Origin of the sequence: Ruegeria sp. HKCCD7559 (assembly GCF_013110575.1) — a bacterium.
Lineage (GTDB): Bacteria > Pseudomonadota > Alphaproteobacteria > Rhodobacterales > Rhodobacteraceae > Ruegeria.
Genome location: NZ_WVQU01000002.1, coordinates 171,881 through 195,342, shown reverse-complemented (window position 1 = coordinate 195,342; position 23,462 = coordinate 171,881). Strand labels below are relative to the sequence as shown.

The following is a 23,462-nucleotide window of genomic DNA, read 5'->3' as shown; positions in this document are numbered from 1 at the left end:
AGTTTGTCAGGCCAGATCGGGGCCTTATCCATTTTCCATTTGATGACGCAGGGCGGTTGACACGATGTCGCGCCATTCGCCCGATTGCTGCATGATTGCCAGACCCTGATTCAGCGTCTCAAGGATCGCTTCCCCATCAGGATTATCTTTGTGGGTCATGACGTTGAGCGACTTGATGGCCGCAAGGTTGGGGTTTTCGATAATCCGGTGCTTGTACCCAAGCCGTTCAATTGCCTCGGCTGCCAGATGTGCCTCGATGGCGACGATATCTGCGGTGCCTTCCATCAAAGCGTGAAAGCAATCATCCGGTGACGTTGGCCGCAGAAGTTTGATGACCGGTTCGTACAGGCTTACAGCGTCCATGTGAGACAAAGACCAACCCTCTGGCCGGCAGATCGTTGCACCGGCAAAATCGGCATAGGTCAATGTCTCCTCATAGCCGGAACCTTCGCGGGCGAAGAACGTATCCACGACCTCGTAGAACGGGTTTGAGAAATTGTAGGTCTCGCACCGATTGCGATCATCTTCCGACAGCGCAACGGCCTCTTCGCAATTGGGGCGCGACCAGGGGAAGGTGGCGTCAAATGCGAGTGTCGGCATCAACAGGTCCAGATGCGAAGACCAGTCATTCACGAACTGAATCTTGTAGGCCTGTTCGGGAGCGGCACGAAACATCGCTGTCTCAACCAGATGGGTATAGAGCCCCCGATTGGGCAGAGATTCATCGGTGAACGGAGCGTAGTTACCGCCAGTGATCAACAGCAATTGACGGTCCCGGATTTCGGGCCGTTCACCCGTTCCGGCATTTCGGATCAAAGCGGCAGCTTCGGCACGGGCGGCTTCGATCTCTTCCTTGGCAGCAGCGCGTGCTGCAACGACCGCCTCTTCACTCGCGTTCTTTGCCTCGGCTTCCGCTGCCGCAACGCGGGCTTCCGCTTCGGCCACGGCTTTCTCGGCGCGTTCTTCTGCGGCTTTTACCAGCTCTGCCGCCATTTCGGCGGCCAGCCGCTCTGCCTCGGTGTCAGCAAGCGCCGGAGCACGCCCGACATCTTCCAGACAGGGCAGTTCCAGAACGTCGCCGACGCGGATGATATTGGGGTTGGAACCGATAACATCCCGGTTCGCGTCGAAAATGATGCGAAAGTCCTCGGTCGCATACACTTCGATTGCCAATTCCCGTAAGCTATCGCCGCGTTGAATTTCATAACTTGAACACGCCTCTTGCGCAGATGCCGCGCCCGTGGCGGCAGCAAGGGCAAGGCTTGATATGAGTAAGTGCTTTATCATGGGTCCTGTTGCTTTGCCTGTTTAGGTTCTTGTGAGTTTCGCCACTGCGATAGAAAGATTGTCCTGATCCGGGTCACCCTTGGCCTGCACAGCCGTCAGCAATGCTTCGGCAATGTCTTGAGCCAGCCCCTGTTGATGATCCCGCAGAATGGCTTGAATTTCGGTGTCGCTGATGTACTGCAACCCATCACTTCCAAGGATCAGGACATCGGCGGGCGACACGATCAATGGATCTTCCGGGCAATCCACTTTGGGAATGGCCCCGCCTGTAACCACGGACGTTAATTGATTGCTGTCCATGTCCCGGGCCACCGCTTCGGTGATCTCGCCCGAAGCCACTTTCGACGCAATCACGGGTGCCATCGAGTGGTCTTCGTTGACCTGCGTCAACGCTCCGTCCCGAAACAGGTAAAGAGGGCTGTCGCCGATCGAAATCCAGAACACACGCCGCCCCAGAAGAAGGACACCCAACATGGTTGATCCCATGTTGAAGCCATGACCCCTGGCCTCGGTGTAGTTGGCGATCGCGGCATTGGCTTGCATGGCGGCCAAAGGAAGCGCATCTATCGCGGATCCTTCGTTCAGGGTTTCTGCCTCAAGTTCTGCGTCCAGCGCGTCGCGCCATGCAGCCACTACCATTTCCGAAGCTATTTCACCCGCCTCATGGCCGCCCATACCGTCCGCAATCACAACATAGCCCGCGTCCGACGCGTCAAACATGCGGGCTGCAATCGCGTCTTCCTGCGTTTCCCGCTGACCCTGGTTCAGGATCAGCGCAACATCATATGCCGGAGTTGCCAGCATTTATCAGGAATCCCGCCAATCAAAACCGTCGTCGCAGAAAGCCATGAACCGGATCGAGGTTTCGCTGATGCGGATCAGGTCTCCGTTGGACAGGGCCACGGTGCTGAGAACAGGTTTGCCGTTCAGGCGTACAAGATTGGCCTTGCCGCCATGGCCCAAGTAACACTTCCGGTCTTCGGGGTCATAGGCGATGACTGCATGGTTCGAGCGCGAAATGCCGGTATCGCCAAAATCCAACTGAATGGCCTGGTCATCGTTGCGCCCGATTTGCATCAGGCCTTCGGTGAGCGTAATGCTTGAACCTCGTCCCGGACCGGCTGTTACAACCAGCCAGCCCACCGGGAATGTCTCTTGCGCCGCTTCTGCTTTTGCTACGGGTTCGGAGGATTCGATCAGGTCCTGAACATGCGTGTCGGCGCGCTCAAATCCCAGAAATGTCGTTTTGACCCGTGAACGGCGATCCTCGACCGGGGCAGGGGCTGTTTCAACCTGCTCAATCACCGGCTCAACCGTGTCTTCGACCTGCTTCTCTTCTGGGGCCGGAGCTTCGGCAACCTCAACCTCGCCGACTTCTGGCTCGGTAGGTTCGGACACGACCTCAGCCGTTGCTTCCTCTGGCGAAGTCTCGGCGGGTGTTTCCGTCACATGCAGGGTGACAACCTGCTCGACCTCAACCAGTTCTTCGACATTTTCTTCCACCAGAACGTTTTTCAGAGCGTCGCCCTCTTCCAAGTTGTCTTCTTCCGAACTGTCTTCGGCAAAGATCGACTCCTCGGGTTCGGCCAATGCCTCCGGCTCGGCCTCGTCAAACTCGGGCATCTTTTCTTCGGGGATCAGTTCATCCGTTTCCTCATAGGATTCGGATGTCATGTTTCCACCGGCCAATGCGGCGCGCAAAGCGTTGAAATCCGCAATGGGTTCCTGCTTTTCTTCTTCGCTTACAGCACCGTCTACTGTGGCCGGTTTCTCGGCAACGTCTTCTTCTTTGGATTTGCCGGCACCTTCGAGAAGCCGGCTCAGAGGGCTTTTGTATTTGAACATGGTGTCGACACCTTCAAGTTAGTGACGCAGATAAGCCGCGTCGTAAGCTGCTACTGTTCCCTGCACGTCAGCGCAGAGCCACTCAATGGATACCCATGGGAACTGGTACATTCTGCGGCGGGCCGGTTCCCGCCAGGGTGACACACCTTGATACCACCTTCAGCAAACACACACTGGCAGATCACTATCGAACCGGTCAGATTACTCCTGTGCAAGTTGCATGATTGCGGCCGTCTCGGCCCCATTGCGCAACACTGTCAGATTTGCCTCAGGCTGCTCGCTTGAAACGAGTGCGGCCAGCATCTCATCAAGGCTTTCCGAGCCGTCAAATGTGATGCCGGAATGGCTTTCATTCAGAAGGACATCGTCTTTTTGCAGGCTTACTGCCGCGTCAGCCGGAACTGCGTTCACCGTGGTTTGCCATCCGCTATTGCCATCGGCGCTCACGGTAAAGGTGTAACCATTTTCTAAACCAACGGATCGTATGGCGGGAAGGGCCAACAAACCATTTTGCGCCCGGGTCTGACCCAGCGGGCGATAGCGGGCAGCAACCCTTGTGTACCCATCGGCATCAACCTTCAGGTTATCCAGAACCTGCGCCGCAAAAGGTACATCCTGGCGGACCGGGCTGCCATTCAGGGTATAGATGACAGCGCCACGCTGTACCCAATCGCCGATCACGCTCATGTCCTGATTGGCGTCCACCCCCGTAACTGCAATGGTGGCTCCGGTAGAGCCGCGGCGGCGGGATGTCTGGAAGGGAATATCGACATCCCAATGCGCGAACGCCACCTGCTGTTCCGCCGGAACACCGGCGTTGGCGATTGCATCAGTCGCAGGTGTCTCGATCTCAGACACTGCTGCAATATCAGTCACTTCTTCCGACTGTGCCGGAATTTCGGAACGTTCAGTGTCTACGGAGGCTGTTTCTGTGGCAGCTGGCTCCGCAGGTACTGGTTGTGCCTGCTCGACAGGCTCTTCCGGTTTGGGTTCGGGTGCAACGACCACTTCGGGTTCGGGATCGGTGGCCTCTGTGACAGAAGGATCGGTAACGGGCGCCTCTGTCTTAGCGGATTGTATGTCTGCCATGGGCTGCGCGACCGGTGTTTCTGCCTGGTCTTCCGTCTTGTCGCCGGACATCACAAAGAAACCACCTGCGGCCAACGCAACTGCAACAACAGCCGCGCCTGCAATCAGCTTGCCGCTGCCGCCGGACCCGCTCTGAACCACCGTATCGACAGCGACCGGGGTTTCCTCTTTCTTTGAGATTTTGGTCAGATCGCTATCTTTTTTGTCTTCGTTGCCAAGAACGATGTCCGAGTTTCCGGCCAGCAGGGCCGTAACTACGGCTTCGGCGTTCTCGCTTTCGGCCTTGATCCGGGCCTTTTCTTCCTCTTTGTCTTTGCGATCCATGCCGACAATCACGGACACGGGCCGATAGGCGAATGTGTCGAACATGACGCCAGGGCCGCGGAACATGCGCAACCAATCCAATGCAGATTGAAGACGATCCGTGGCGTGAACTTCCATCGCCTTGTCAATCGCTTCGAGGAACCCGTCTGGGTATCCTTCGAAACGACCGGTCAATGGCGTGTAGGGGTCATCCTGCCCGTTGTTGAACGCGTTCAGGCGGCTCTGGCCGTCGATGGGGCGTTCACCGCTGATGGCGTGATAAAGCGTGGCGGCCAGAACATAAAGGTCGCTGCTGGGCCCTTGATCCGCGCCCCGCACATAGAATTCGTGCGGAGAGTATCCATCCTTGATCACGCGCAGTGTCAGCAATGCTGCCGATTTGTTCGCCGCTTGCTCGCGTGCGGCGCCAAAATCGATCAGGACGGGGTCTCCGTTTTCATCAATCAGAATGTTGTCCGGCGAAATGTCCCGATGCAACATGCCGCTCTGGTGAATGAAAGACACCGCGGACAACATTTTTTCGGTGACCTGAACGATGAAATCAGGGCCGCCGTCATTCTCCGGGTTTTCCACGTAATCCAGCAGGTCGCACCCACGGATGAGATCCATTGCGATATATGCGGTGTCATTGTCTTCGAACACCTGATGCACATCTACGATATTGGGATGTACCAGACGCGCATGATTGCGTGCCTCCTGAATAAAGAGGTCAATGATCGAGCGCAGGTCGTCCTTGAAGGACGGGTCGTTTGGTTCGACCAGATCACCGTTGCGGCGGCACAGCGCTCCGGGGAAGCACTCTTTGATAACGACGTCGCGCTCCAGGCTGTCGCGCGCCAGGTAAGTGATCCCAAATCCGCCGTTGCTGAGATAGCGGAGGATTTCATACTGCCCGCGCAACAGCTTTGCGCCTGGCTGCAATCCTTCAATTTTCGGTTCGTCGTGCGTCGCGCCGACAGCCTGGTTGTGGCTCATTTCAATCCGCCCGTTCTATTCATTTTGCGGCTTAGAAAAACCGGGCCGACAGCCCACGAACTCACAACCAAAAACAACCGCAGGACACTTGAGAACGGTTAGACGTTTCAAATTTGACTTTATTGGGGCCGCCTGATGGCTTCACTATGGATCGTTTTTCGCGTGATGGCACATGTTGTGCCTAATGGTATGTACGGATCTATATATAGACAATGGGTATGGGCTGATTGAAAACTTAAACCCGAAATCAAGCGTGTTGGTCCACGAATTCGAAACAATAAAGGGCCGATTCCTCGGCCCTTCGAATCGCTGCAATGCAGCTCCATCTTGACGGGAAAGCGTCAGGTTCCGGTTTTCGGCTGCGCCGCTGCGACCGTGCTGCCAGCCCATGCAAGGTTGTCGCCCAGCTGCGCCAGAATGCTGATTGCGTCCTTCAATGGTGCGTCCCCGCTTTCGAATTGCAGCAACAGAAGCAAATCTGTCGCCTTTTCAAATTCTGCGGGAATCCAATCAGCTTCGGGGTCGATTTCGCCACCTTGTTCCAGCCGTTCCGCAAAATCTTCGACGATCTCCTGACAGCTGCTCAGAAACGCGGCCGGTTCGATATCCGAGGTTTCACGTAGATCTTCATAGATGCTTGCTATTGCGGCCAGCCAGTCCTCGAGAATGGGGTTGTTCAACGGGGGCAGGGCAGACCCAAGCGTTGACTGCATCGATGTGGTGTCATTCGCAACAGGTTCTGGCTCTGCGCCCTTCAGCGCCTCAAGATAGGGCAGGAAGTCCTGCTGCAAATCTTTCCGCGCAGCCTCGAGATCGCCACGGCGCCGGTCGGATGCCGCTTCCAGCACGTGTTCCGCAAGGTTCTGCCCGCCGCAGGTTTCCCAAAGCGCAAAGTCGGGCTCTGGCTCCTGCGCCATGGCACGCACGGCGACCGGCGTACCAATTGGGACAACGGCGCGGAACATTCCTTCTTTTTCCTTGTTCAGACGCGCAAGGACGCGGTCCAGGGCACCCTGCACCGGTGGCAGATCAGCATGTGTTACGGCGAGCAGGCTGTTGGCCCGAAGCTCCGGGGGCACCTGAGACCACAAGTGACGCTCGGTCTCGCGCCAGGCATTGGTTCCATTTGTGCACCAGATGGCACAATCGACGAATTTCAGCAGATCCAAAGTCGGCTTGTAGGTATCATCCAGAGCACCCGAGCCCGGAAGATCAAACAGCGATATTTCCTTGAGGGCCGGAGTATTGATACCGACCGATATGAAATCGGGCTCTTCCTGGGCCGCTTTTTCCAGCACTATGCCGGAGTATGTCTTTGGTTCCCTGTTCCACCAACCGACAGTCGTTTCGGGCGCATCCGCGTAGGCGACGATCACAAGCGGCAATTTCAGATGCTGCGGGCCGGTTGGCAGAATGTCCGCGCCAGCCAGCATGTTCGCCAGACTTGACTTGCCTGCGCCGAATTCCCCGGCGAAACCGATATTGACCGCGTTTGACAGACGTTCAGCGTGGGACAGAGCCCGCGCACGCATATCCTCCAACGCCTCGTCAGGCGTCAGGTTTTCAGTTGCGGTCAGGAAGCGCTCCAGTTGGCGTACTTCCTTTTCAGTTCCGGGAAATTCAATCATTCCGCAGCCTCTGCTTGTCTTTCATCCGCATCGGGTGTTCCAAAAACCGTCTCCAGCTCAGCTGCAATGCGACGTGCTTTGTCGAAGGCACCTTGCGCTTCCGCCTGGGCGTTCAGTTCTCCTGAGTTGGAACGGTGCTCAAGATGACCGGCCAGAAGGGCCATATAGTGGTCCAGAACCGTATTCAGCCGTTCCAACAGATCGTCGCGGGTCGTGTCGATCAGGTCATCCCCGATCAGCTCGAACTCCTGCACGATCAGCCGTTCTGCACGCGCCACAACGCTATTGCGCGAGATCAGACGCGACAGCCAGTTTACACGCAATTCAACGGTAATGCCACGGGTCAGGGCGGTGGTGTCCGGCCGGAACCAACGTACAGCACTGGTGTTCATGCGATTGTCGACCGGCTCTTGCCATCCCGGCAATGCCCGCAAGGCGGCATTGCAATGCATGTCGATCGCGTAAAGCTCGCTGAGCATGCGCTGCCGAACAACTTGCGATGCCCCTTGTACCAGTTCACGCATACGCTCGCGCAATGGCGTAAAATTAAGCTCGGTCTCTCCGCCTTTTGCCAGCAGAGGCGACTGGCCGTCCGGCCCGCGCACAACGATAGCCACCGATTCCGAGACAGTGTCATCCATGACCCCGCGCAGATTCGACAGGACATCATCCATGTCACGCGTGATCTCTTGCGTTTTTTCAGCAATCAGTTTCCGCAAGTCGCCAAGTGTCTTGTCGCTTTCATCGGTATTTCGGACATCCAAGCCGTCTTCATCTTGCAGCGCCCGCAAACGAACCTGAGAGCGCTCAAGCTCCCCGCGTGCGAAGCTGTCGAGATGTTGCCAGGCCATACGCAACTGTTCGTTGATCGGTCCGTCCGTCAAAGCCTGAGTGACATGACGGCGCAGATCGGGCAGGCCGGACGCAATCATTGCGGCAAAGCGCAGAACCGCTTCGCGGCTGATCGGTCCCGGGCCTTGTTTGATCTCGGCCACACCGTTGAGATATTGCTGCATCTGTTCCGGGTGGGCGCGCAGCCATGCCAGAACGTGGTCGTGGTTCACTCCGGTTTCATCACCGGTCAGAGCATAGTGCGCCCATTGCGCGCTGCCCATCAGGACATCGATGTTCGAGTTGCCGAGCGCCTTTTCCAACCCCTCCAATACATCCAGACGAACCTTGGCCGCGTCTTCGGCCCCGCCGCCCAGTTCATCCACACGGTTGATGAAGACGACGATCTGCCCAAGTTCCAGCGCTTGCATCAACCGGAACAGTTTCAGATCCGCGCGCGACAATGCCTGATGCGCGGACAGAACCACCACAAAGAAATCGGATTCCTTCAGATACTGTCGTGAAATTTCTTCACGGATCAGCAGGGGGTCATTTACACCGGGCGTGTCGGTGACCGTCAGCGGAAACGGAAAATGGCCCAAGTCAAAATAAACCTCGGCCTTGCGAGTGATGTCGCTGTAAAGGCCGCGATCGCTTCCGGGGTCCAAAGCCCCGTCCTCGGACGGATCATCCCCGGCACAGACATATCTGGCGAGGTCATCTGACGTCAGTTCGTCCAGATCGTGCTGTTGGCCCAGCAGCTGTTCATAGCTGTCACCCAGACGCCGACGCGCCCGGACCTTCATGGCCTCGACCTGTTCTTCGATCATCTCGCGCTTATAGCTGTCCTCGTCATCGGGAAACATGTTGCGCAGTTCTTCACCTTCGGCGATCAGCGATTGCCATTGGTAATTGTCGAAGAAGTGGAATTCGGCACCTTGGGTTCTGCGGGAAGGGTGCCCGAAATGCATGTCGGTTATAACAGTTGTCCAGGGGTTTACATCCGACGGCAAATACTCTGCCTGACCGGTGAAGCCGTTGATCAGACGCGATTTTCCAGCCTTGATTTGCCCGACAAACGCAATTGACGGTTTCAGATTGCTAAGATCACCAATGATGCGCGAAATGAATTGGCGCGTTTCATCATTGCTTGCCCCGTTCATTTCTTCTGCTATGCGAATAAGTTCGCGGCGATGTGTTTCACTCATTACTCATTACCCTGATTACAATAATAAACAGATTGAAGTAGTCGAAAATTTGAATTCAACGGAGGCAATCATTTCTCGGCCTCCTGCAAAGAGGTCCACAGGTTGACGACCGCCCCCAGTTTGCGAGCTTCGTGGATGGCGACCGCGATCTGACCTTGGTCACTCAAGACGGCCAGACCAGCCCCTTTCCCGCCCGATGGCCGCATGACAATCAGTTGCGGGTCTTCACTCTCATGCTGAGAGTCGCCATCCCAGCCGGCAAGATCAGCCACAAAACGGGCCAGCGTGTCCTGGTCGGGATGCGTCGGCTCAGATGGCTTGCAAACGCCTTCCAAAAGAGGTGCGGCTTCGTCCGAATTGTCCACGAACACACGACCCGAGGCAAAGCGGCTCGACGCTTCAAAAAAACGTTGGGCAAGTGTTTCCGCTGCATCGGGTGTTGCCTCGGCGGATGGAAAGTCATCAACAGGTTTCTCAGCACTCGGGACGACGGAAACAATCGGCTCGGACGGAAGCTCAATGGCAGCGCAGGCTTTCTCGATTTCACTGAAGGTGATACCCACGTCATCCACTTCAAGCGCTGTGTCCGGTCTGCCCGACGTCAGTTCAAGCGGAGCAGGCGAACCGGAGATGCCGGAGACCAATCCGGCTAGTTTCTCGATCAGTTCGGCGCGTGATTCCGTTTCAAAGTCCGGAACCTCACCTGCCGGAACCTTAAAAACATCCGTGATCCGGGAGCTGTTCACCTCGATTGCCAGACAATCCCCGTTTGCGGCGGTAAATTCCAACCGGCGCGGCAATACTGTGCCGCGGATTGCCCGCAATACCGCAGAACGGCGCGCGGCCGCTGTTTCCCCAGCGATCCGCACGGTCGGGGACAGCCGTGCGACCGAGGTCCGCCTGATATCTTCAAGCAGGTCGAGAATGTCCGTGTCCATCATGCCGTGACCCCCTCTGGTCCCGTTCAAACCGCGGCCGCGACCGGCCCCAGACTGAGATGTGATTTGGTAAGCGCCAGTCCGACATTCGCACTGTTGCGACAGATATAGCAGACCACATGATCAGGATATTCCTTGGTCCGCAGAAAGATGTTCAGCCTGTCCTTGGAAAAAACGGCGACTTCCCCGAAGCCAGCGTTTTCTTCGTCTGCACTGCCGGCCTGACGCAAGAGCGCTTCAAAGGCTGCAACCCCGCGCCCCTGAAACAGATTGGCCACAGCCACCGCCAAAACATCCAACGAATCCGCGCAGTCGGAATCAGAAACAGAGCTGCCCAAAAGCATCCCCGTCTCCATGTCGATATACCCGGCTGCTATACAGTCGGGTATCGTTTCCATGGCGGAGTTCAGTGCGGTTTGAATAGACATCTAATCCATTGTTTTCATTTATGAGTTTCTCATTACTTCGATTCGGACACCCTTACAACACATGCCATTCAGCACCGCTGTTTTCTTTGGCTTTCGGAATGGATCGAAGTGCCTCTTTGGTTTGCCTTTCGTTGTGTTCAATGGCGATCTGATCAAACTCGGCCAGAAAGGCCTTGAATACGTTCTTCAGCCCTGCTGCATCCTGCGGCAAGTCTTCATTTCTTGAAACCTCGTGCCACATATCCGACGCGCTGAGAGGCGATCCGACCGCAACTTCGTGCAGGTCACCTAGCGCGGCAACGTTTCTTTCAACTGCGTCAACCTGTTCGGTGGTGGCAGCTTCGATCAAACCGCTGGTTTCGGGTTCCGGCTCATACTCATCCGCAGTGTTGCCGGTTTGCGCGGCCATCAATGCCGTAATCGAGGATACAGAAACTTCTATGCCGCGATCTTCAGCCAAATCGGCCTGCTCGGATTCCTCTTCTGCGCCATCCGGCACGATCGGGGTCTCTCGCATCGAAGTGTTCAGCGAGGCAAGCACGTCATCGGAATTGTCAACAGCCGCAAGAGGTGCGGGGCTGATTTCCGCATCATCCAGAGCGCCCGTGTCGTCATCCAATTCGTCCTCCAGATCGGCGTCAACGGACAGCTCGAATTCGTCTTCGTCATCCTCAAGGCCCGCGACATTCGTCAATTCCAGCGGGTCGTTCGAGGTGTCTTTGAAAAAGGAACGCAGATCATCGCTTGTGTCGGGTTCAACGGGCAGCGGAACCGGCTCTGATGTCATCTCTGCGCGCAGCCGTTCAGCCTCTTCGGCATCGATCCGAACCCGCTCGGCCTCATCCGAGCGCCGCTCGACCCGGGCAGGTCGTACCGGGAAGCTGGTTACAACTGTTTCGCCTACAGCGTTCGATTGCCCGGCGGCCTCCAACGGGTTCACCAACCTCAAGGGTGTGGCTTCGTCTTTGGCTGTCGGCTCGTTTGATGAACGGGCAGGGCGCAAAGGTTTGACTTTGGGTGCGTCGGCTTGGCTCTTGTCGATCTGGTATCGAGCCAGCTGATCGGCACGGTTGTCCATAATCTGTTCCGTGATCTCCAGGAAACTGTCGATCATCTTGCCGCCGCCGCTGCGCGACCACATCTCGGCATCGCCTGTCTTGTCCCGGGCCGTGATCGCGTCGCGGGCCGAAAACAAAATGGACCGATTGAACAGGTGACCAGCTTCGCGGTTAACGCGGCGCAGTACTTTTTGACGGTCTTTGAGGCTCAGGGCATCTGCCCGCGTCACCAAAAGCAAAGAGTTGTGTTGCAACCTCTCGGGTAGGGAAACCCATGTCGCGCGTTCGGTTTCGCGCCAGGCTTGTGTCGCGTGGGTACACCACAAAACGCCGTTTGCCTGACCCACCGCGCGTTGCCACACATCCGTCGAGATCTTGGGGTCCGAAATGCCGGGTGTGTCAATCAGGTCGACAGCTTCTAGAATATCGGCCTCAAGGAAGATGCGGATGAACTGTGCGTCATTGACGCCAACGGTTTCAAGCTGATCCAGTTCGATCAGTTCAGTACTTCCGTCATGGCGTTTGATATAGGGCGCCTGATTGCCCCAGCTAAACCAGACCGGTGGCAACTGGGTTGCCGTCACCTGCGTCGGCAAGGTCTGCGTTCGCAGCAAAAAGTTCATCAACGTGGATTTGCCGGCGCTGAACTCGCCCATCAGGGCGAAAACCGGTTTGCGACGGGACCACTGCTCGATGCGTTCCCATGCCTTCGGAGAAACAAAGCGTGTTTGTGTATCTTTTGCCATTTTTCTACTTATGCCGCTTCGTTGCTTAGATCTTTCAGTATGTCACCCAGAATCTCGTCCTTGGATTTCTGTGGCTGCAAGCCCGCCATCGCCGCCGCAGTCTGACCCGGGTTCTTGTCGGCAGAAGACGAGATGCTCAGCAGAGTTTCCTTCTGCTCGCGCAGGAAATCCGTCAGGATCGCGCGAACGTTTTCCAGAACCGCCGCGATCTGGTTTTCCTCGATATCCTTGGTGATCGAATTTGCCTCGGACGCGATCAACCGCGTGTAATCCGCCGCATATGCCTCAAATCCCTTTCGTCGTTGCCACCAACGTCGCCACCAGGTGCTTTGCAAGTCCAGTGCGATCGTCCGGCCGATGCCGAGAGGCGGTGGAACACGGGGAACAATGGGCGCTTCGATGCTGAATTCGCCCAGATGGTTGCCGAGTATCTTATGATAAAGCGCTTCAACATCCGCAGCAGCGGTTGCGTACAACGCCCCGGCATCTTTTCGCATGGCGCGGGCGAAACTGAAATAGGCAGCTTTTTGCAACGTCCGCAAACCTGCTGGATCGTATTGCCATGTGCCTTGTTCGCCATTTTTTTCAAGATGCGCGATCAGAGAGTCCGTCGCGCGTTTGACGAAATTGTCCTCGGCTGACTTCAGACGCTCCAACACCTTGTCGCGCAGCGCATTTGTCAACTCGGCGACTTTCTTTTCGTATTCGGCTGACACCGTGTTAACCGCCTCTTCGGGCGATACGCCGTCAAGATCCCGTGCAACGCCTTCACCTTCGGAAAGATTCCTGGCAACCGCAGTCGCGCGGATCTGACTGGCAATGTTTCGCGCCCGATGGCGGACGCGGTCCATCAGTCGCGCTCCGGCACCTTCTGCAATGCGCTCATTCATGGCCAGTAGCAGATCGGGCAGACCGGACAGCGCCCAGATTTTATCGAGCGAGGCCGCCTGATCACCGAAACCGGCGGCCAGGTAGAACGTATTCAAAGCCTGGCGCGACTCTTCTGTCAGAATATCCGGGTTCCCGGTCAACGCCGCTTCGGCCCACAGCGCACTGCCAAAAACGACGCTGGTATTTGTGTCGATATTGTTCTGTTTCAGCGTGTCCTGAATGCGGTCACGGATCTCTGGCACCTGGCTCACAGGATCGGACAGCTCGTCGATCCGGTTGACGAACAGGATGATCTGCCGGTTCTCGAACTGCGCGATAATGCGCATCAGGGCCATGTCCATTGTCGTCAGGGCCTGGCTTGCCGCCAATACCACAACGCAGACTTCGGATCCGCGCAGGCTGCGCAGAGTGATTTGTTCGCGCACCATGAACGTATCGTTCACACCCGGTGTGTCGCACAGTTTCAGTGCGATGGGGTATTGCGGAATGTCCATATACAGCTCGGCTGATTTGGTGACATCAGCAAACCGGCCCGTTTTGGGATCAATATCGGGATCGTCTTCATCGCCCAGGCAGACATAACGCTGAATCAGTTCCTCATCGAAATGATCATACTGATGGCTTTGACCCAGGATCAGGTCGAAATGTTTGCCAAGACGTTCCTCTGACTTGGCCTTCATCTCACCAATCTGGCGGCGGATGTCTTCCATCTCGTCATCTGCGCCGGCGCGATTGGCCAATTCGCCAAGACGACCGCCACCGACCATCAGGTTGTCCCATTCTTCCTGCTCGAAGAACGTGAACTTGGCCTTTGTGTCACCGGGCGGGCGCGTGTTGATGTTCAACGTCGTAACCACCGACGTCCAAGGGTTGACGTCTGACGGAAGCAGGCCGGGGTGCCCGGCAAGAATATTGACGATCGAGGATTTTCCGGCCTTGACCTGGCCCACCATCGTGACACTAGCGGTAAAGTTCTCCATCCGGGTCTTGAGGGTCGCCAGCCGTGCCGAGGAGCGCGCATCAGCCACCTCAGTCAGTTGATCAATCTGAGCCGTCAGTGAAGCCATGGTCGCCGTCATCGGTGCCAGTGCTTCGTTGCCCACAGACAAAAGGTGATCGTTGCGCGCCATACTTAACCTCCGGTTCCCGTTGCAGCAATTTCGGGTTCGTGCGCGACACGCCCCGCCGGAATGCTTGTCAGAGTGTCGATCCGCGCGATCAGGTCCAATGCATTGCCCAGAATTTCAGCTTCGGCCCGAGGTGTAATGGTCTCGTACGATTTGGAATCTGCCAGAACTTCGATCGAGCTGAAGCGGTCGCCGTTCTTGAGGCACGCAACACGGCGCCCGGTCGGGAAACCTTCGGATTTTGCTGCGGGCAACGGCATGCGTGCGTTCGCAAGCAGGTAATGTTCACCGGAATGCGTTCGAAGCGAAATGCCAAAGCCTGTATTCGGATGGTCGCGATTCAGAGTTTTGAGCTCACCAAGGAAACTCTCACGAGCGAAGAAGACGGCTTCTTGCTCGGCGGCAGCGGAGGGATTCAAATCGGTCACAGCAGAAAGCCTTGTATTGGAGTTGAGCAAAAAAACTCGTACCGGCGCCAAAGTGGCAAAAAGACTCATTAACTCCTGATAAACAACAAGTACCTTCAAGGCGGTGTTATTTTGGCGCGAATAAGATTTTTTAGCGGTTGAATTGTGGCGACAATGTGGTCGATCTCTCATAAGAATGCCTCAACCGACGCGAGTATCTCGATGAGGCAGATCAGACCGAGAAACGTCCGGCAAGCTTGTATGCATGCATAGTCGGCGCAGCCAAATGACGCGAAGGTGACGTCTTTTCAGGTGCATTCGAAAGATTTGGAGGTCGAAAACCTTTTGATCTTATACTTTCGAATAAAAACAGATATTTATGTTTCGTTGCTTCACCGAAAACACCGGATCTGGAGGATGTAACCATGTTCCTTGTCAGATCCAGTAACACAGTCTGCGACAGTTTTCCGGATCAGACTGCATCAACTCTGGTCCGTTGTGCCGTGATTCTCCATCAAGTCTGGCGGCACAAGTTCCGACTTGTAGTTCTGGCGTCTATTCAACGTTAGCGCGTTTTTTATGGCTTGATTTTGCCAGGCATCAACCTGAGAACCAAAAGTCGAAAAGCAGCGTCATATAGCTGCTTGCAAACCGGTTGCAGGTAGGGTTTCAGACGCCTCTGGTTTCGCGACCGTTGCGTTGCTTGCGGTATCAACCAGGCCGAAAACAGGTTGCAGTTTTCAACCAGGCAGCCCGGCAAGTCACAAACTTTCTATTCCTCGAATTTTCCCTCTCGCACTCCGATGCAAGCTTTGTTATTGACCGCTTCATTCCAGCGCAAACGCGCTTGGTTGCGGGTGTGGCGAAATTGGTAGACGCACCAGATTTAGGTTCTGGCGCCGCAAGGCGTGGGGGTTCAAGTCCCTCCACCCGCACCATATGAATTTACCATAATCATCATTATACGAATTATAATTGCGCCCGGGTGCGCGCTACTTCCAAGTGCGACGCCTATTAGAAACCAATGGGTTATCTAATGAGGAGGTCATGGCGTGAGGACAGTGTATTTGCAACTCAGCATCGAAGAGCGCCGTAGAATTGAGCGCTGGAGGCAGGCGGAAGTTCCTGTTCGAGAAATGGCACGTGTGTTGAAGTGCTCGAAAGCCACCATCCATCGAGAGATCAAGCGAAACTTCTTCTCGGATCCTTGTCTGCCGAAATGCGATAGCTACTACGGCGCGTCTGCGCATCGGAAAGCTGCGGATCGGCGCGTCCGGCAACGTAAACTGATCCGCCATCCCGAGTTGCGCAAGCGTGTCGTCGAGCGGCTAAAGAATGGCTGGACGCCTGAGCAGATCGGCAACCGAATGATCTATGAAGGCGCAAAGCTACGCGTCTGTCAGGAAACGATCTACCGCTACATCAATTCCAGAGAAGGCATGGCCGACGAGCTCTGGTGGTATCTGCACGAGCATCGAATGTTTCGTCGGCCACGCCGCGCCAGAAAGCGCCAGCCCCCCAAGTTTGACTGTGATGTCAGCATCCTGTTTCGCCCGGATGACGTGGCGCATCGACGTCAGTACGGTCACTGGGAGGGAGATTTGATGCTGTTCAAACAGGCTCTTGGCCAGTCAAATGTCACGTCACTGGTCGAACGCGTCAGCCGGTTTACGGTGCTGCTGAAGAACCCGAACAAGCGCACGAAGCCCGTGATGGGCAAGATCATGAAGGCGGTGGGCAACCTGCCCCAACTGGCACGGAAATCCATCACCTTCGATCGCGGCGCCGAGTTTGTCTCGTGGCCCCATTTGCAGGCCGAGATCGGAACGCAGACTTGGTTTTGCAAGCCGTCCTCACCCTTGCAGAAAGGCACGGACGAAAACACCAACCGCCGCGTTCGAAGATGGCCGCCAAGGAAGCGGGACATTACGGCCCTCACTGATCATGACTTGAAGGTGATCAGTGACCGCCTCAATGCGACGCCCAGAAAATGCCTGGGCTGGAAGACGCCCGCCGAGGTGTTCCGGGAAAAGATGATGGAAGAAATGGGCCGAGCCCCCTACCCTCAAAGGCAATAGGAGTCGCAGTTCAGGTATCGCTCACAGTCTTCGGATGTCGGAGTACGTAAGAGTGAGATCGAGCGACTGAGTCTCGTCTCACCTTGATTTCAACACCTCAAGATTCTTGCGCTTTTTGAATGTTTCGACGGTTCAAGCGCTTCAAGTCCACGTCAAACGGAAAGCCAGCAAACCTCTTCGCAACCTGGAAACCGGTGCAGAGTGTCTTACTTGAGCATAGTTGATCGGTAGAACCCCCTGCCCCGGCACTCTGGGTGCGAAGGAGATGGAATACACCAGCAACTGAAAGTTTGCGGAGTCAACAATGCCCCTGAAATAAACAAAAAGACTATCTGTCTTGCCTGGCCTTGGCTTGCCTGCAATGTTGCTGGGCAACTCTCCAACCGAAAAAGGAGCTCCTATGTCTCGACTTTCAGACCGCAGAGACTTTGCCACCGAAATCTGCGAGCAGGCTGGGGTAATGGCCAAAAAGTTCTTTGCAGATCGGGTCAATCTTGTCGTTGATCAAAAAGGCGCTCAGGACTGGGTCAGCGAGGCGGACAGGAGCGTCGAAACCTTCATTCGTCAAAAGATCTCGGAGGCTTGGCCCAAAGATGGCATTTACGGTGAAGAACATGGCGCGGTAGCGGGAGAGAGTGGCTTTGACTGGGTTATTGACCCAATTGATGGAACCACGAATTTCGTGAACGGTATTCCAGCGTGGACCATTGTTCTGGCTGGTGTCACCAACGGCCAAACGGAGATTGGCGTGATCCATGATCCAAGCGTGGATGAGACTTTTGTCGCAACGCGCGGAGAAACAGCGACACTTAACGGATCACCGATACGGGTCGCTTCAGGAGTGCCTTTGCGCGACGGAACTGTGGCCGTAGGATACTCGAACCGGATTGAAAGCCGTCATGTTTTACCCGTGATCGAGAATCTGATCGAGCACGGGGCGATGTTTCACAGAAATGCCAGCGGAGCGCTTTCGTTGGCCTACGTCGCTGCCGGACGCCTTTTGGGTTACGTCGAGGAACACATGAATGCTTGGGATTGTCTGGCTGGGCAATTGCTGGTCGCGGAAGCGGGCGGCGTTGTCGAGGATCAGAACGCCGATGCGATGATCCGAGACGGTGGGCGCGTGATCGCAGGCACGCCAGATGTGTTCGAGACGTTACGTGAGATCGCAGAGAACGCATGGAGCGCTTAACGTCTAAGTCAAAGAGACCCAACCTGAATCAGGTTTGAGTGTCGCTAGATCAGCCTGCCAGAAATGGCCTTGTGAGGGCTGGTCATACTTGCGGTCTATCGAACAATCCGAAAGTGCGCACCAAAGCAATGTGCCTACTGCCCCGTGTGTCGTGATTGCAAGATCCCCGGCATCATGCGTCTGGATTATCTCTGTTACTGCGCGATGAATGCGTCTCTGCGCCTCGACAGCTGTTTCCCAACCGCGATAGCTCGTATCCGGCTGCGCAAAGAAAGCATCGGCGGCGGCCTCGAAATCGTCCCGAGGCAAGTAACCGGTTGCGCTGCGGTCGTTCTCACCAAGACCCCAGTTGCAATTCACGGGTAACGCTTGTGGTGCAGCAAGAATCTCACCTGTTTCGCGGGCCTTCCGCTCGCCACTGGTCCATATCTGCATCACGTTGGATAAGACTTCACTGGATGCAAATTCGGTAGCGCGTTTGCGGCCCACAGCGTTCAATCCCCACTCAGTTATCGGGACGGCCGGATCGACAGAGACCTCGGGGTGCGAGATGATAATGAGTTTCGGCATTTAATCCGGCAATAGAACGGGGCCTTTGTCAGCAAAGCCCATTTTGGTTTTTGTGCCGGGATCAAGCGGCGTATCGACGTCATCGTGTACAGCAAAAACCTGACCGAATGCACCGGTCAGCGTATATTCCATCCGAACGCCAACATAGGTCGCCTTGGCCACCGTGGCTGGGATGCCTTGGTCTGAACCGATGACCAGACGCGAGGGGCGCACAGCGATGGTTGCAGGTCCTTCGGACAATCCGCGACGTGGTAGCGTGTGGCGGTAACCTTCTATTTCTATCGTTGCCGCGTCGCCGTTGATTTCGACGATTTGGCACTCCAAAAGATTTGCCTCGCCTATGAAATCGGCAACAAATCGGTCGTTCGGGGCATCGTAAAGCTGGCGGGGTGTGCCCATTTGGGCGATTGCTGCGTTGCGCATGACGACAATCTCATCCGAGACCGCCAGTGCCTCTTCCTGATCGTGGGTCACGTAGACAACTGTCAAACCAAGTTCTTGCTGGATTGCCCGAATATCCTCTCGCACCTGACGGCGAAGCTTGGCATCGAGGTTGGACAACGGCTCGTCGAACAGCAGAACCTGCGGCTCAAGAACCAGCGCGCGGGCGACTGCAACACGCTGTTGTTGACCCCCCGACAGTTCAGAGGGAAGACGGTTGTCGAACCCCTGAAGACCAACAAGTTCCAATCCATTCAGAGCGCGGCTGCGGGCTTCATCCTTTGCAAAACCCGAGAAGGTGAGGCCATACATCACGTTTTCCAGCACGCTCATGTGAGGGAAAAGCGCGTATGACTGGAACACCATGGATACGTCACGGTCGGTGGCAGGCAATTTGGTCACGTCCCGATCTCCGATCAGGATCTTGCCCGAGCTTGCCATTTCCAACCCGGCAATCATGCGCAGAGTCGTTGTTTTCCCACAGCCTGACGGGCCAAGCAGTGTGACGAGCTTTCCCGCCTCGACGTTCAGGTTGATGTTGTCGACAGCGACGACATCCTTGCCGAACACTTTCGACACGTTCTCAAAGCGTACTGGGGCAGCCTTGGAACCGATTTTGGTGTCGGTCATGGCGATGTCTCCGTTCCGTGCTGCGTGCGTCGGCCAATTTGGACCCGACCGACGAGAAGTTGCAATAAGCCGACCGCCGCGAGCATCACGAAGATCAGCGTCGTCGAATAGGCGATCGCAAGGCCATAGTCGTTGTTCTCGACCCGACCGATGATGTAGCTGGTCGCCATGTCATATTCTGCACTGACCAGAAAGATGACGGCGGAGATCGCCGTCATGGCGCGCACAAAGCTGTATACAAGCGCGGCAAGTATCGCAGGGCGCAACAGCGGCAGAATGATGTTTCGGAACGTCTGCCACGAGTTTGCACCAAGGGTCAGCGAGGATTCATCAAGGCTGCGGTCAAGCTGCGACATGCTCGCGATCCCCGCACGAACGCCGACCGGCATATTGCGGAAGATGAAGCTGACCACGAGAATGACACCCGTACCCGTGATTTCAATTGGCGGAACGTTGAAGGCCAGGATGTAGCTGACGCCGATTACTGTCCCGGGGATGGCGAAGGACAGCATTGTTCCAAATTCGAAAGCGTTCTTGCCTGCAAAACTTTGTCTTGTCAGCAGATAGGCGGTCACCAGGCCAACGGCGGCAGTCAGCGGGGCAGCAATGGCCGCGATGGTTATGGTGGTCCAGAAACTGTCCCAAGCTGCCCCGGTCCAGCGAATACCCTCTTCTTCGAAGCGGACCGAGAATGCAGTGATATAGTGTTTGATCGTCAGCGAGTTGTCGACGCCCCACAGCTCGACAACACTGCCGTAAATGATCATCGCGTAGACAACAATTGTGAACAGCGCCCAACCCAGAGCGACGAGCAGTACCGGAACAGAAAGGCCAGTGGGCATTAGTGGATGGACGCCGGCATCCCCTTTGCCGGTGACGGTTGTGTAGCTTTTCTTCCCCAGCCAGACACGCTGCGCGTAAAAGGCGGAAAGAGTAAAGAACAGCAGCACCATGGCCAGAACCGCAGCCCTGCCTTGATCGTACTGAGCGCCGACGATGGCAAAGAATATCTCGGTCGAAAGCACGTCGAAATTTCCGCCCAATACAAGCGGATTTCCGAAATCGGCCATGCTTTCGATGAAGCCCAGAAGAAATGCGTTCGCAAGACCAGGCCGCATCAGGGGCAAGGAAACCGTCTTGAATGTCTGCCATCTGCTGGCGCGGAGCGTTTGCGCCGCTTCTTCCATCGACGGTGAGACGCCTTCAACCACACCAATCAGAACAAGAAACGCAATTGGTGTAAACGCGAGTGTCTGCGCAATCAGGATGCCCGGCATTCCATATAGCCAGCGTGTTGGTTGCGTGCCGAACAGTTCGGCAAAGAACCGGGTGACAGAGCCGGACAGGCCAAAAAGCAGGATCAGCGCCAGGCCGATCACGAATGGCGGGGTGATTATTGGCAGAACGGTCAGAGCCCGCAGCGCGCGCTTGTAGCGAAAGCCTGAGCGCGTCACGACAAGTGCAAAGCAAAGACCCAGGACCGTGGTGATGACGCCAACGAGGATGGCAAGGAACAGTGAATTCCAGGCGGCGCCACAACGCGCGCCCTGAAAACACCCCAGACCCCACAGTCGATCATCGAAAAACTTCGAGAAGAAGACCGCGATGGAATACGCGCCGTCTTCGGTGATGAAGGCAGCGAAAAGCATCTTCGCGATGGGAAAAAAGACAAACACGGTGACAATTGTAATAACGCCTCCGATGGCGCTCACGACAAAGACGTCACCGTTAATGGCACCCCTTGCCGCAATCCCCTGAGTAAGCAGGAACAGAAAGCTCGAGGCGCATATCATCGCGCCATAGCCCATGCCGAACTGACGGTCGCCAAGCTCGCCAAACATCGCCTCCAACCAATGAAAGTTGAAACCTCTGATGCCAATGCTGAACCCCTGAGCGATCAGCCAGCCAAAGCCAAGCGCCCCTGACAGGATCAGTATGCGGGCGTAAACTGGATCAGATTTGGTGCGCTTCAACACCAGAAGCGGCAGGGCCAGTGCGATCAAAAGCGGCGCGAGCCAAAGTTTTTCACCCTGCCCAATCAGAAACGCAGCGGGGGCGTAATCCTCATCGAATGGATAGCCGTCCAAAAGCCACCCGAACGACCAAAGGCCACCGTCGACCATATACCAAGGCAACAGGCAGAATCCGACCCACCCGGCCGTGATCCAAAAGATCAGAACCGGATGGGTCGTTTTTGAAGTCCGGTCAGTCATTTACTGCGGCAGAGTGGAAACTTCTTCGTCCCATTTCTGCAACAGACGCTTCCGTTCGTCCGAGGACCCATACTTTTTGAAGTCATAATCAATCAGCTTGATCTGACTCATGTCTGGCGCGCTCTCCGAAGTTTTTGCGTTCTTGTTCGATGGCACCTGGAACGCGTTGACCTGCAAAGCAAGGTTCTGAGCTTCGGGCGAAAGAGCCCAATCATAGAACTTCTTCGCTTCTTCTTCGTTGCGGGCTCCGTCAATAATCGACATAGAGCCAATCTCGTATCCTGTACCTTCGCATGGCGCGACGACCTTGATCGGGAACCCGGAAACGGCCTGTTTCACGGCGTCATGCATGAAGACGATACCAATTGTGTTCTCGCCGCGACCGGCGGCCTTGATCGGCGCCGATCCGGATTTGGTGTACTGATTGATGTTCGAATGCAGGCCCTTCATGAACTCAAAGCCTTCATCCTCGCCGAAGATCTGCACCATCGACGCCAGCGTGGTATACGCCGTACCTGATGAGTTCGGATTCGCCATCTGAACGTGGCCCTTGTATTCGGGCTTCAGCAGGTCTTTCCAACAGGCCGGTTCGGGCAGGTTGTTTGCAGCGATAAGATCGGCATTGTAGCCGTAGCCAAGTGCGCCCGAATAGATGCCGATCGTTCTGTTACCCGCGCTTTCTGCCTGGGATATCGCCCAATCATGAAGCTGATCGCGCATTGGTGAAATGTATTCCATCGTCAGGCCCTCTTCGGCGGCCTGCAAATGCGGATCACCCGTACCGCCCCACCAAACGTCCCCTTTCGGATTCGAGCTTTCGGCGCGTATTTGTGCAAAGGTTTCCCCTGACGACTTCCGGGTCATGTTGACGTCGATGCCCGTCGCATCTTCAAAGCTGCGCGCCATCAGTTGGCACCAGTCTTCTTGCGCCGAACAATAAAATGTCAGTTTGTCGGCCTGTGCCGCCGACAGTGACGCAGCCAGGGCGATCACAGATCCAACCGTGGTGGATATCAATTTACTCATTTTCTTCCTCCCTTTGAGCTTGATGCGTCCGGGTTTCCCGGTTCTTTCATGCCCTTCCTCATGCAGCCTGTCGAAGTTTCTTTATGACAATTTTGACTTTTGGATTGTCTGTCAGATTGTTAAGCAAATCTGACAGGTCGCTTTCGTGAACCAACTTTGCGGCCTTTGCCGGTGAAAACCAGTGACGCGTACGTTCACCTTTTTCCTTCCAGCGTCGCTTCAGCTTTTCGACGACCATCGGATAAAGGGTGACGCGGCAGCGAACGCTGCTTTGCCCCTCGTATCGTTTATCATAGAAAAAATGACCGATTGGCCGTTTCGATATGGTGCCGACGGCGCCTGCTTCTTCTTGCGCTTCGATTTCAGCGGCTTGCCATGGTTTTTTGCCGTCCATCAGCCATCCTTTCGGGATAACCCACCGGCCGGTATCCCGCGAAGTGACCATAAGAACGCGCAACTTGCCAGCCTTGTCCCAGCGCATCGGAAGCGCCGCAATCTGATCTGCCGTTTCGCTGTCGCTCATGCCGCCT

General features: G+C 55.8%; 18 protein-coding genes and 1 tRNA gene. 3 read left to right on the top strand and 16 right to left on the bottom strand.

Annotated elements, in window-relative coordinates; all coding sequences use genetic code 11:
- Positions 1 to 24 precede the first annotated feature (24 nt).
- The 11 genes from GS605_RS09090 to GS605_RS09040 form a co-directional block, all read right to left on the bottom strand.
- Positions 25 to 1,287, bottom strand: coding sequence for a transporter substrate-binding domain-containing protein (locus tag GS605_RS09090; protein WP_171636090.1), 1,263 nt, complete (start codon positions 1,285 to 1,287; stop codon positions 25 to 27).
- Between the two features lie 21 nt (positions 1,288 to 1,308).
- A complete protein-coding gene (locus GS605_RS09085; RefSeq protein ID WP_171723769.1) occupies positions 1,309 to 2,091 on the bottom strand; it encodes a PP2C family serine/threonine-protein phosphatase in 783 nt (260 codons plus the stop codon).
- A gap of 3 nt (positions 2,092 to 2,094) precedes the next feature.
- Positions 2,095 to 3,132 carry an FHA domain-containing protein gene (locus GS605_RS09080; RefSeq protein WP_171723768.1) on the bottom strand — a complete coding sequence of 346 codons (1,038 nt, stop codon included), beginning with the start codon at positions 3,130 to 3,132 and terminating at the stop codon, positions 2,095 to 2,097.
- A 201-nt stretch (positions 3,133 to 3,333) separates the two neighbouring features.
- Entirely contained in the window at positions 3,334 to 5,520 is a 2,187-nt protein-coding gene (locus GS605_RS09075; protein WP_171723767.1) for a serine/threonine-protein kinase, read from the bottom strand.
- Positions 5,521 to 5,861: 341 nt separating this feature from the next.
- A complete protein-coding gene (locus GS605_RS09070; RefSeq protein ID WP_171723766.1) occupies positions 5,862 to 7,148 on the bottom strand; it encodes a dynamin family protein in 1,287 nt (428 codons plus the stop codon).
- The gene (locus GS605_RS09065; RefSeq protein ID WP_171723765.1) at positions 7,145 to 9,187 is read right to left on the bottom strand and encodes a dynamin family protein; all 2,043 of its coding nucleotides are present in this window, start codon (positions 9,185 to 9,187) and stop codon (positions 7,145 to 7,147) included. Before GS605_RS09065 ends, GS605_RS09070 begins: the two co-directional genes overlap by 4 nt.
- Positions 9,188 to 9,255: 68 nt before the next feature.
- Positions 9,256 to 10,128, bottom strand: a complete 873-nt coding sequence (locus GS605_RS09060) for a hypothetical protein (RefSeq protein WP_171636077.1) — start codon at positions 10,126 to 10,128, stop codon at positions 9,256 to 9,258.
- A gap of 23 nt (positions 10,129 to 10,151) precedes the next feature.
- Positions 10,152 to 10,523: a hypothetical protein gene (locus GS605_RS09055; protein ID WP_253283274.1), complete on the bottom strand. Its 372-nt coding sequence runs from the start codon at positions 10,521 to 10,523 to the stop codon at positions 10,152 to 10,154.
- A gap of 82 nt (positions 10,524 to 10,605) precedes the next feature.
- On the bottom strand, positions 10,606 to 12,357 hold the full coding sequence (locus GS605_RS09050; protein WP_171636073.1) for a dynamin family protein: 1,752 nt from the start codon (positions 12,355 to 12,357) through the stop codon (positions 10,606 to 10,608).
- 8 nt (positions 12,358 to 12,365) lie between these two features.
- Positions 12,366 to 14,378 carry a dynamin family protein gene (locus GS605_RS09045; RefSeq protein WP_171636071.1) on the bottom strand — a complete coding sequence of 671 codons (2,013 nt, stop codon included), beginning with the start codon at positions 14,376 to 14,378 and terminating at the stop codon, positions 12,366 to 12,368.
- Positions 14,379 to 14,380: 2 nt separating this feature from the next.
- The gene (locus GS605_RS09040; protein ID WP_253283273.1) at positions 14,381 to 14,974 is read right to left on the bottom strand and encodes a hypothetical protein; all 594 of its coding nucleotides are present in this window, start codon (positions 14,972 to 14,974) and stop codon (positions 14,381 to 14,383) included.
- Between the two features lie 661 nt (positions 14,975 to 15,635).
- Here GS605_RS09040 and GS605_RS09035 point away from each other — a divergent pair.
- The 3 genes from GS605_RS09035 to GS605_RS09025 all read left to right on the top strand — a co-directional run bounded on the left by GS605_RS09035 (position 15,636) and on the right by GS605_RS09025 (position 18,052).
- Positions 15,636 to 15,720 (top strand) — tRNA-Leu (locus tag GS605_RS09035).
- A 114-nt stretch (positions 15,721 to 15,834) separates the two neighbouring features.
- Complete coding sequence (locus tag GS605_RS09030; RefSeq protein WP_171723764.1) at positions 15,835 to 16,860, top strand: IS30 family transposase; 1,026 nt, start codon at positions 15,835 to 15,837, stop codon at positions 16,858 to 16,860.
- 400 nt (positions 16,861 to 17,260) lie between these two features.
- Positions 17,261 to 18,052 (top strand): inositol monophosphatase family protein, encoded by a 792-nt coding sequence (locus GS605_RS09025; RefSeq protein ID WP_171723763.1) that lies wholly within the window; start codon positions 17,261 to 17,263, stop codon positions 18,050 to 18,052.
- Positions 18,053 to 18,055: 3 nt separating this feature from the next.
- Here the strand turns inward: GS605_RS09025 and GS605_RS09020 are convergent, their stop codons facing one another.
- From GS605_RS09020 to GS605_RS09000, 5 genes are read right to left on the bottom strand one after another with little or no spacing between them, the layout of a single operon-like run.
- Positions 18,056 to 18,622 (bottom strand): histidine phosphatase family protein, encoded by a 567-nt coding sequence (locus GS605_RS09020; RefSeq protein WP_171723762.1) that lies wholly within the window; start codon positions 18,620 to 18,622, stop codon positions 18,056 to 18,058.
- Positions 18,623 to 19,693 (bottom strand): ABC transporter ATP-binding protein, encoded by a 1,071-nt coding sequence (locus tag GS605_RS09015; RefSeq protein ID WP_171723761.1) that lies wholly within the window; start codon positions 19,691 to 19,693, stop codon positions 18,623 to 18,625.
- Positions 19,690 to 21,906 carry an iron ABC transporter permease gene (locus GS605_RS09010; RefSeq protein ID WP_171723760.1) on the bottom strand — a complete coding sequence of 739 codons (2,217 nt, stop codon included), beginning with the start codon at positions 21,904 to 21,906 and terminating at the stop codon, positions 19,690 to 19,692. Before GS605_RS09010 ends, GS605_RS09015 begins: the two co-directional genes overlap by 4 nt.
- Positions 21,907 to 22,932, bottom strand: coding sequence for an ABC transporter substrate-binding protein (locus tag GS605_RS09005; protein WP_171723759.1), 1,026 nt, complete (start codon positions 22,930 to 22,932; stop codon positions 21,907 to 21,909). It lies immediately after the preceding gene.
- A 58-nt stretch (positions 22,933 to 22,990) separates the two neighbouring features.
- Complete coding sequence (locus tag GS605_RS09000; protein WP_256369007.1) at positions 22,991 to 23,413, bottom strand: NUDIX hydrolase; 423 nt, start codon at positions 23,411 to 23,413, stop codon at positions 22,991 to 22,993.
- Positions 23,414 to 23,462: the final 49 nt, after the last annotated feature.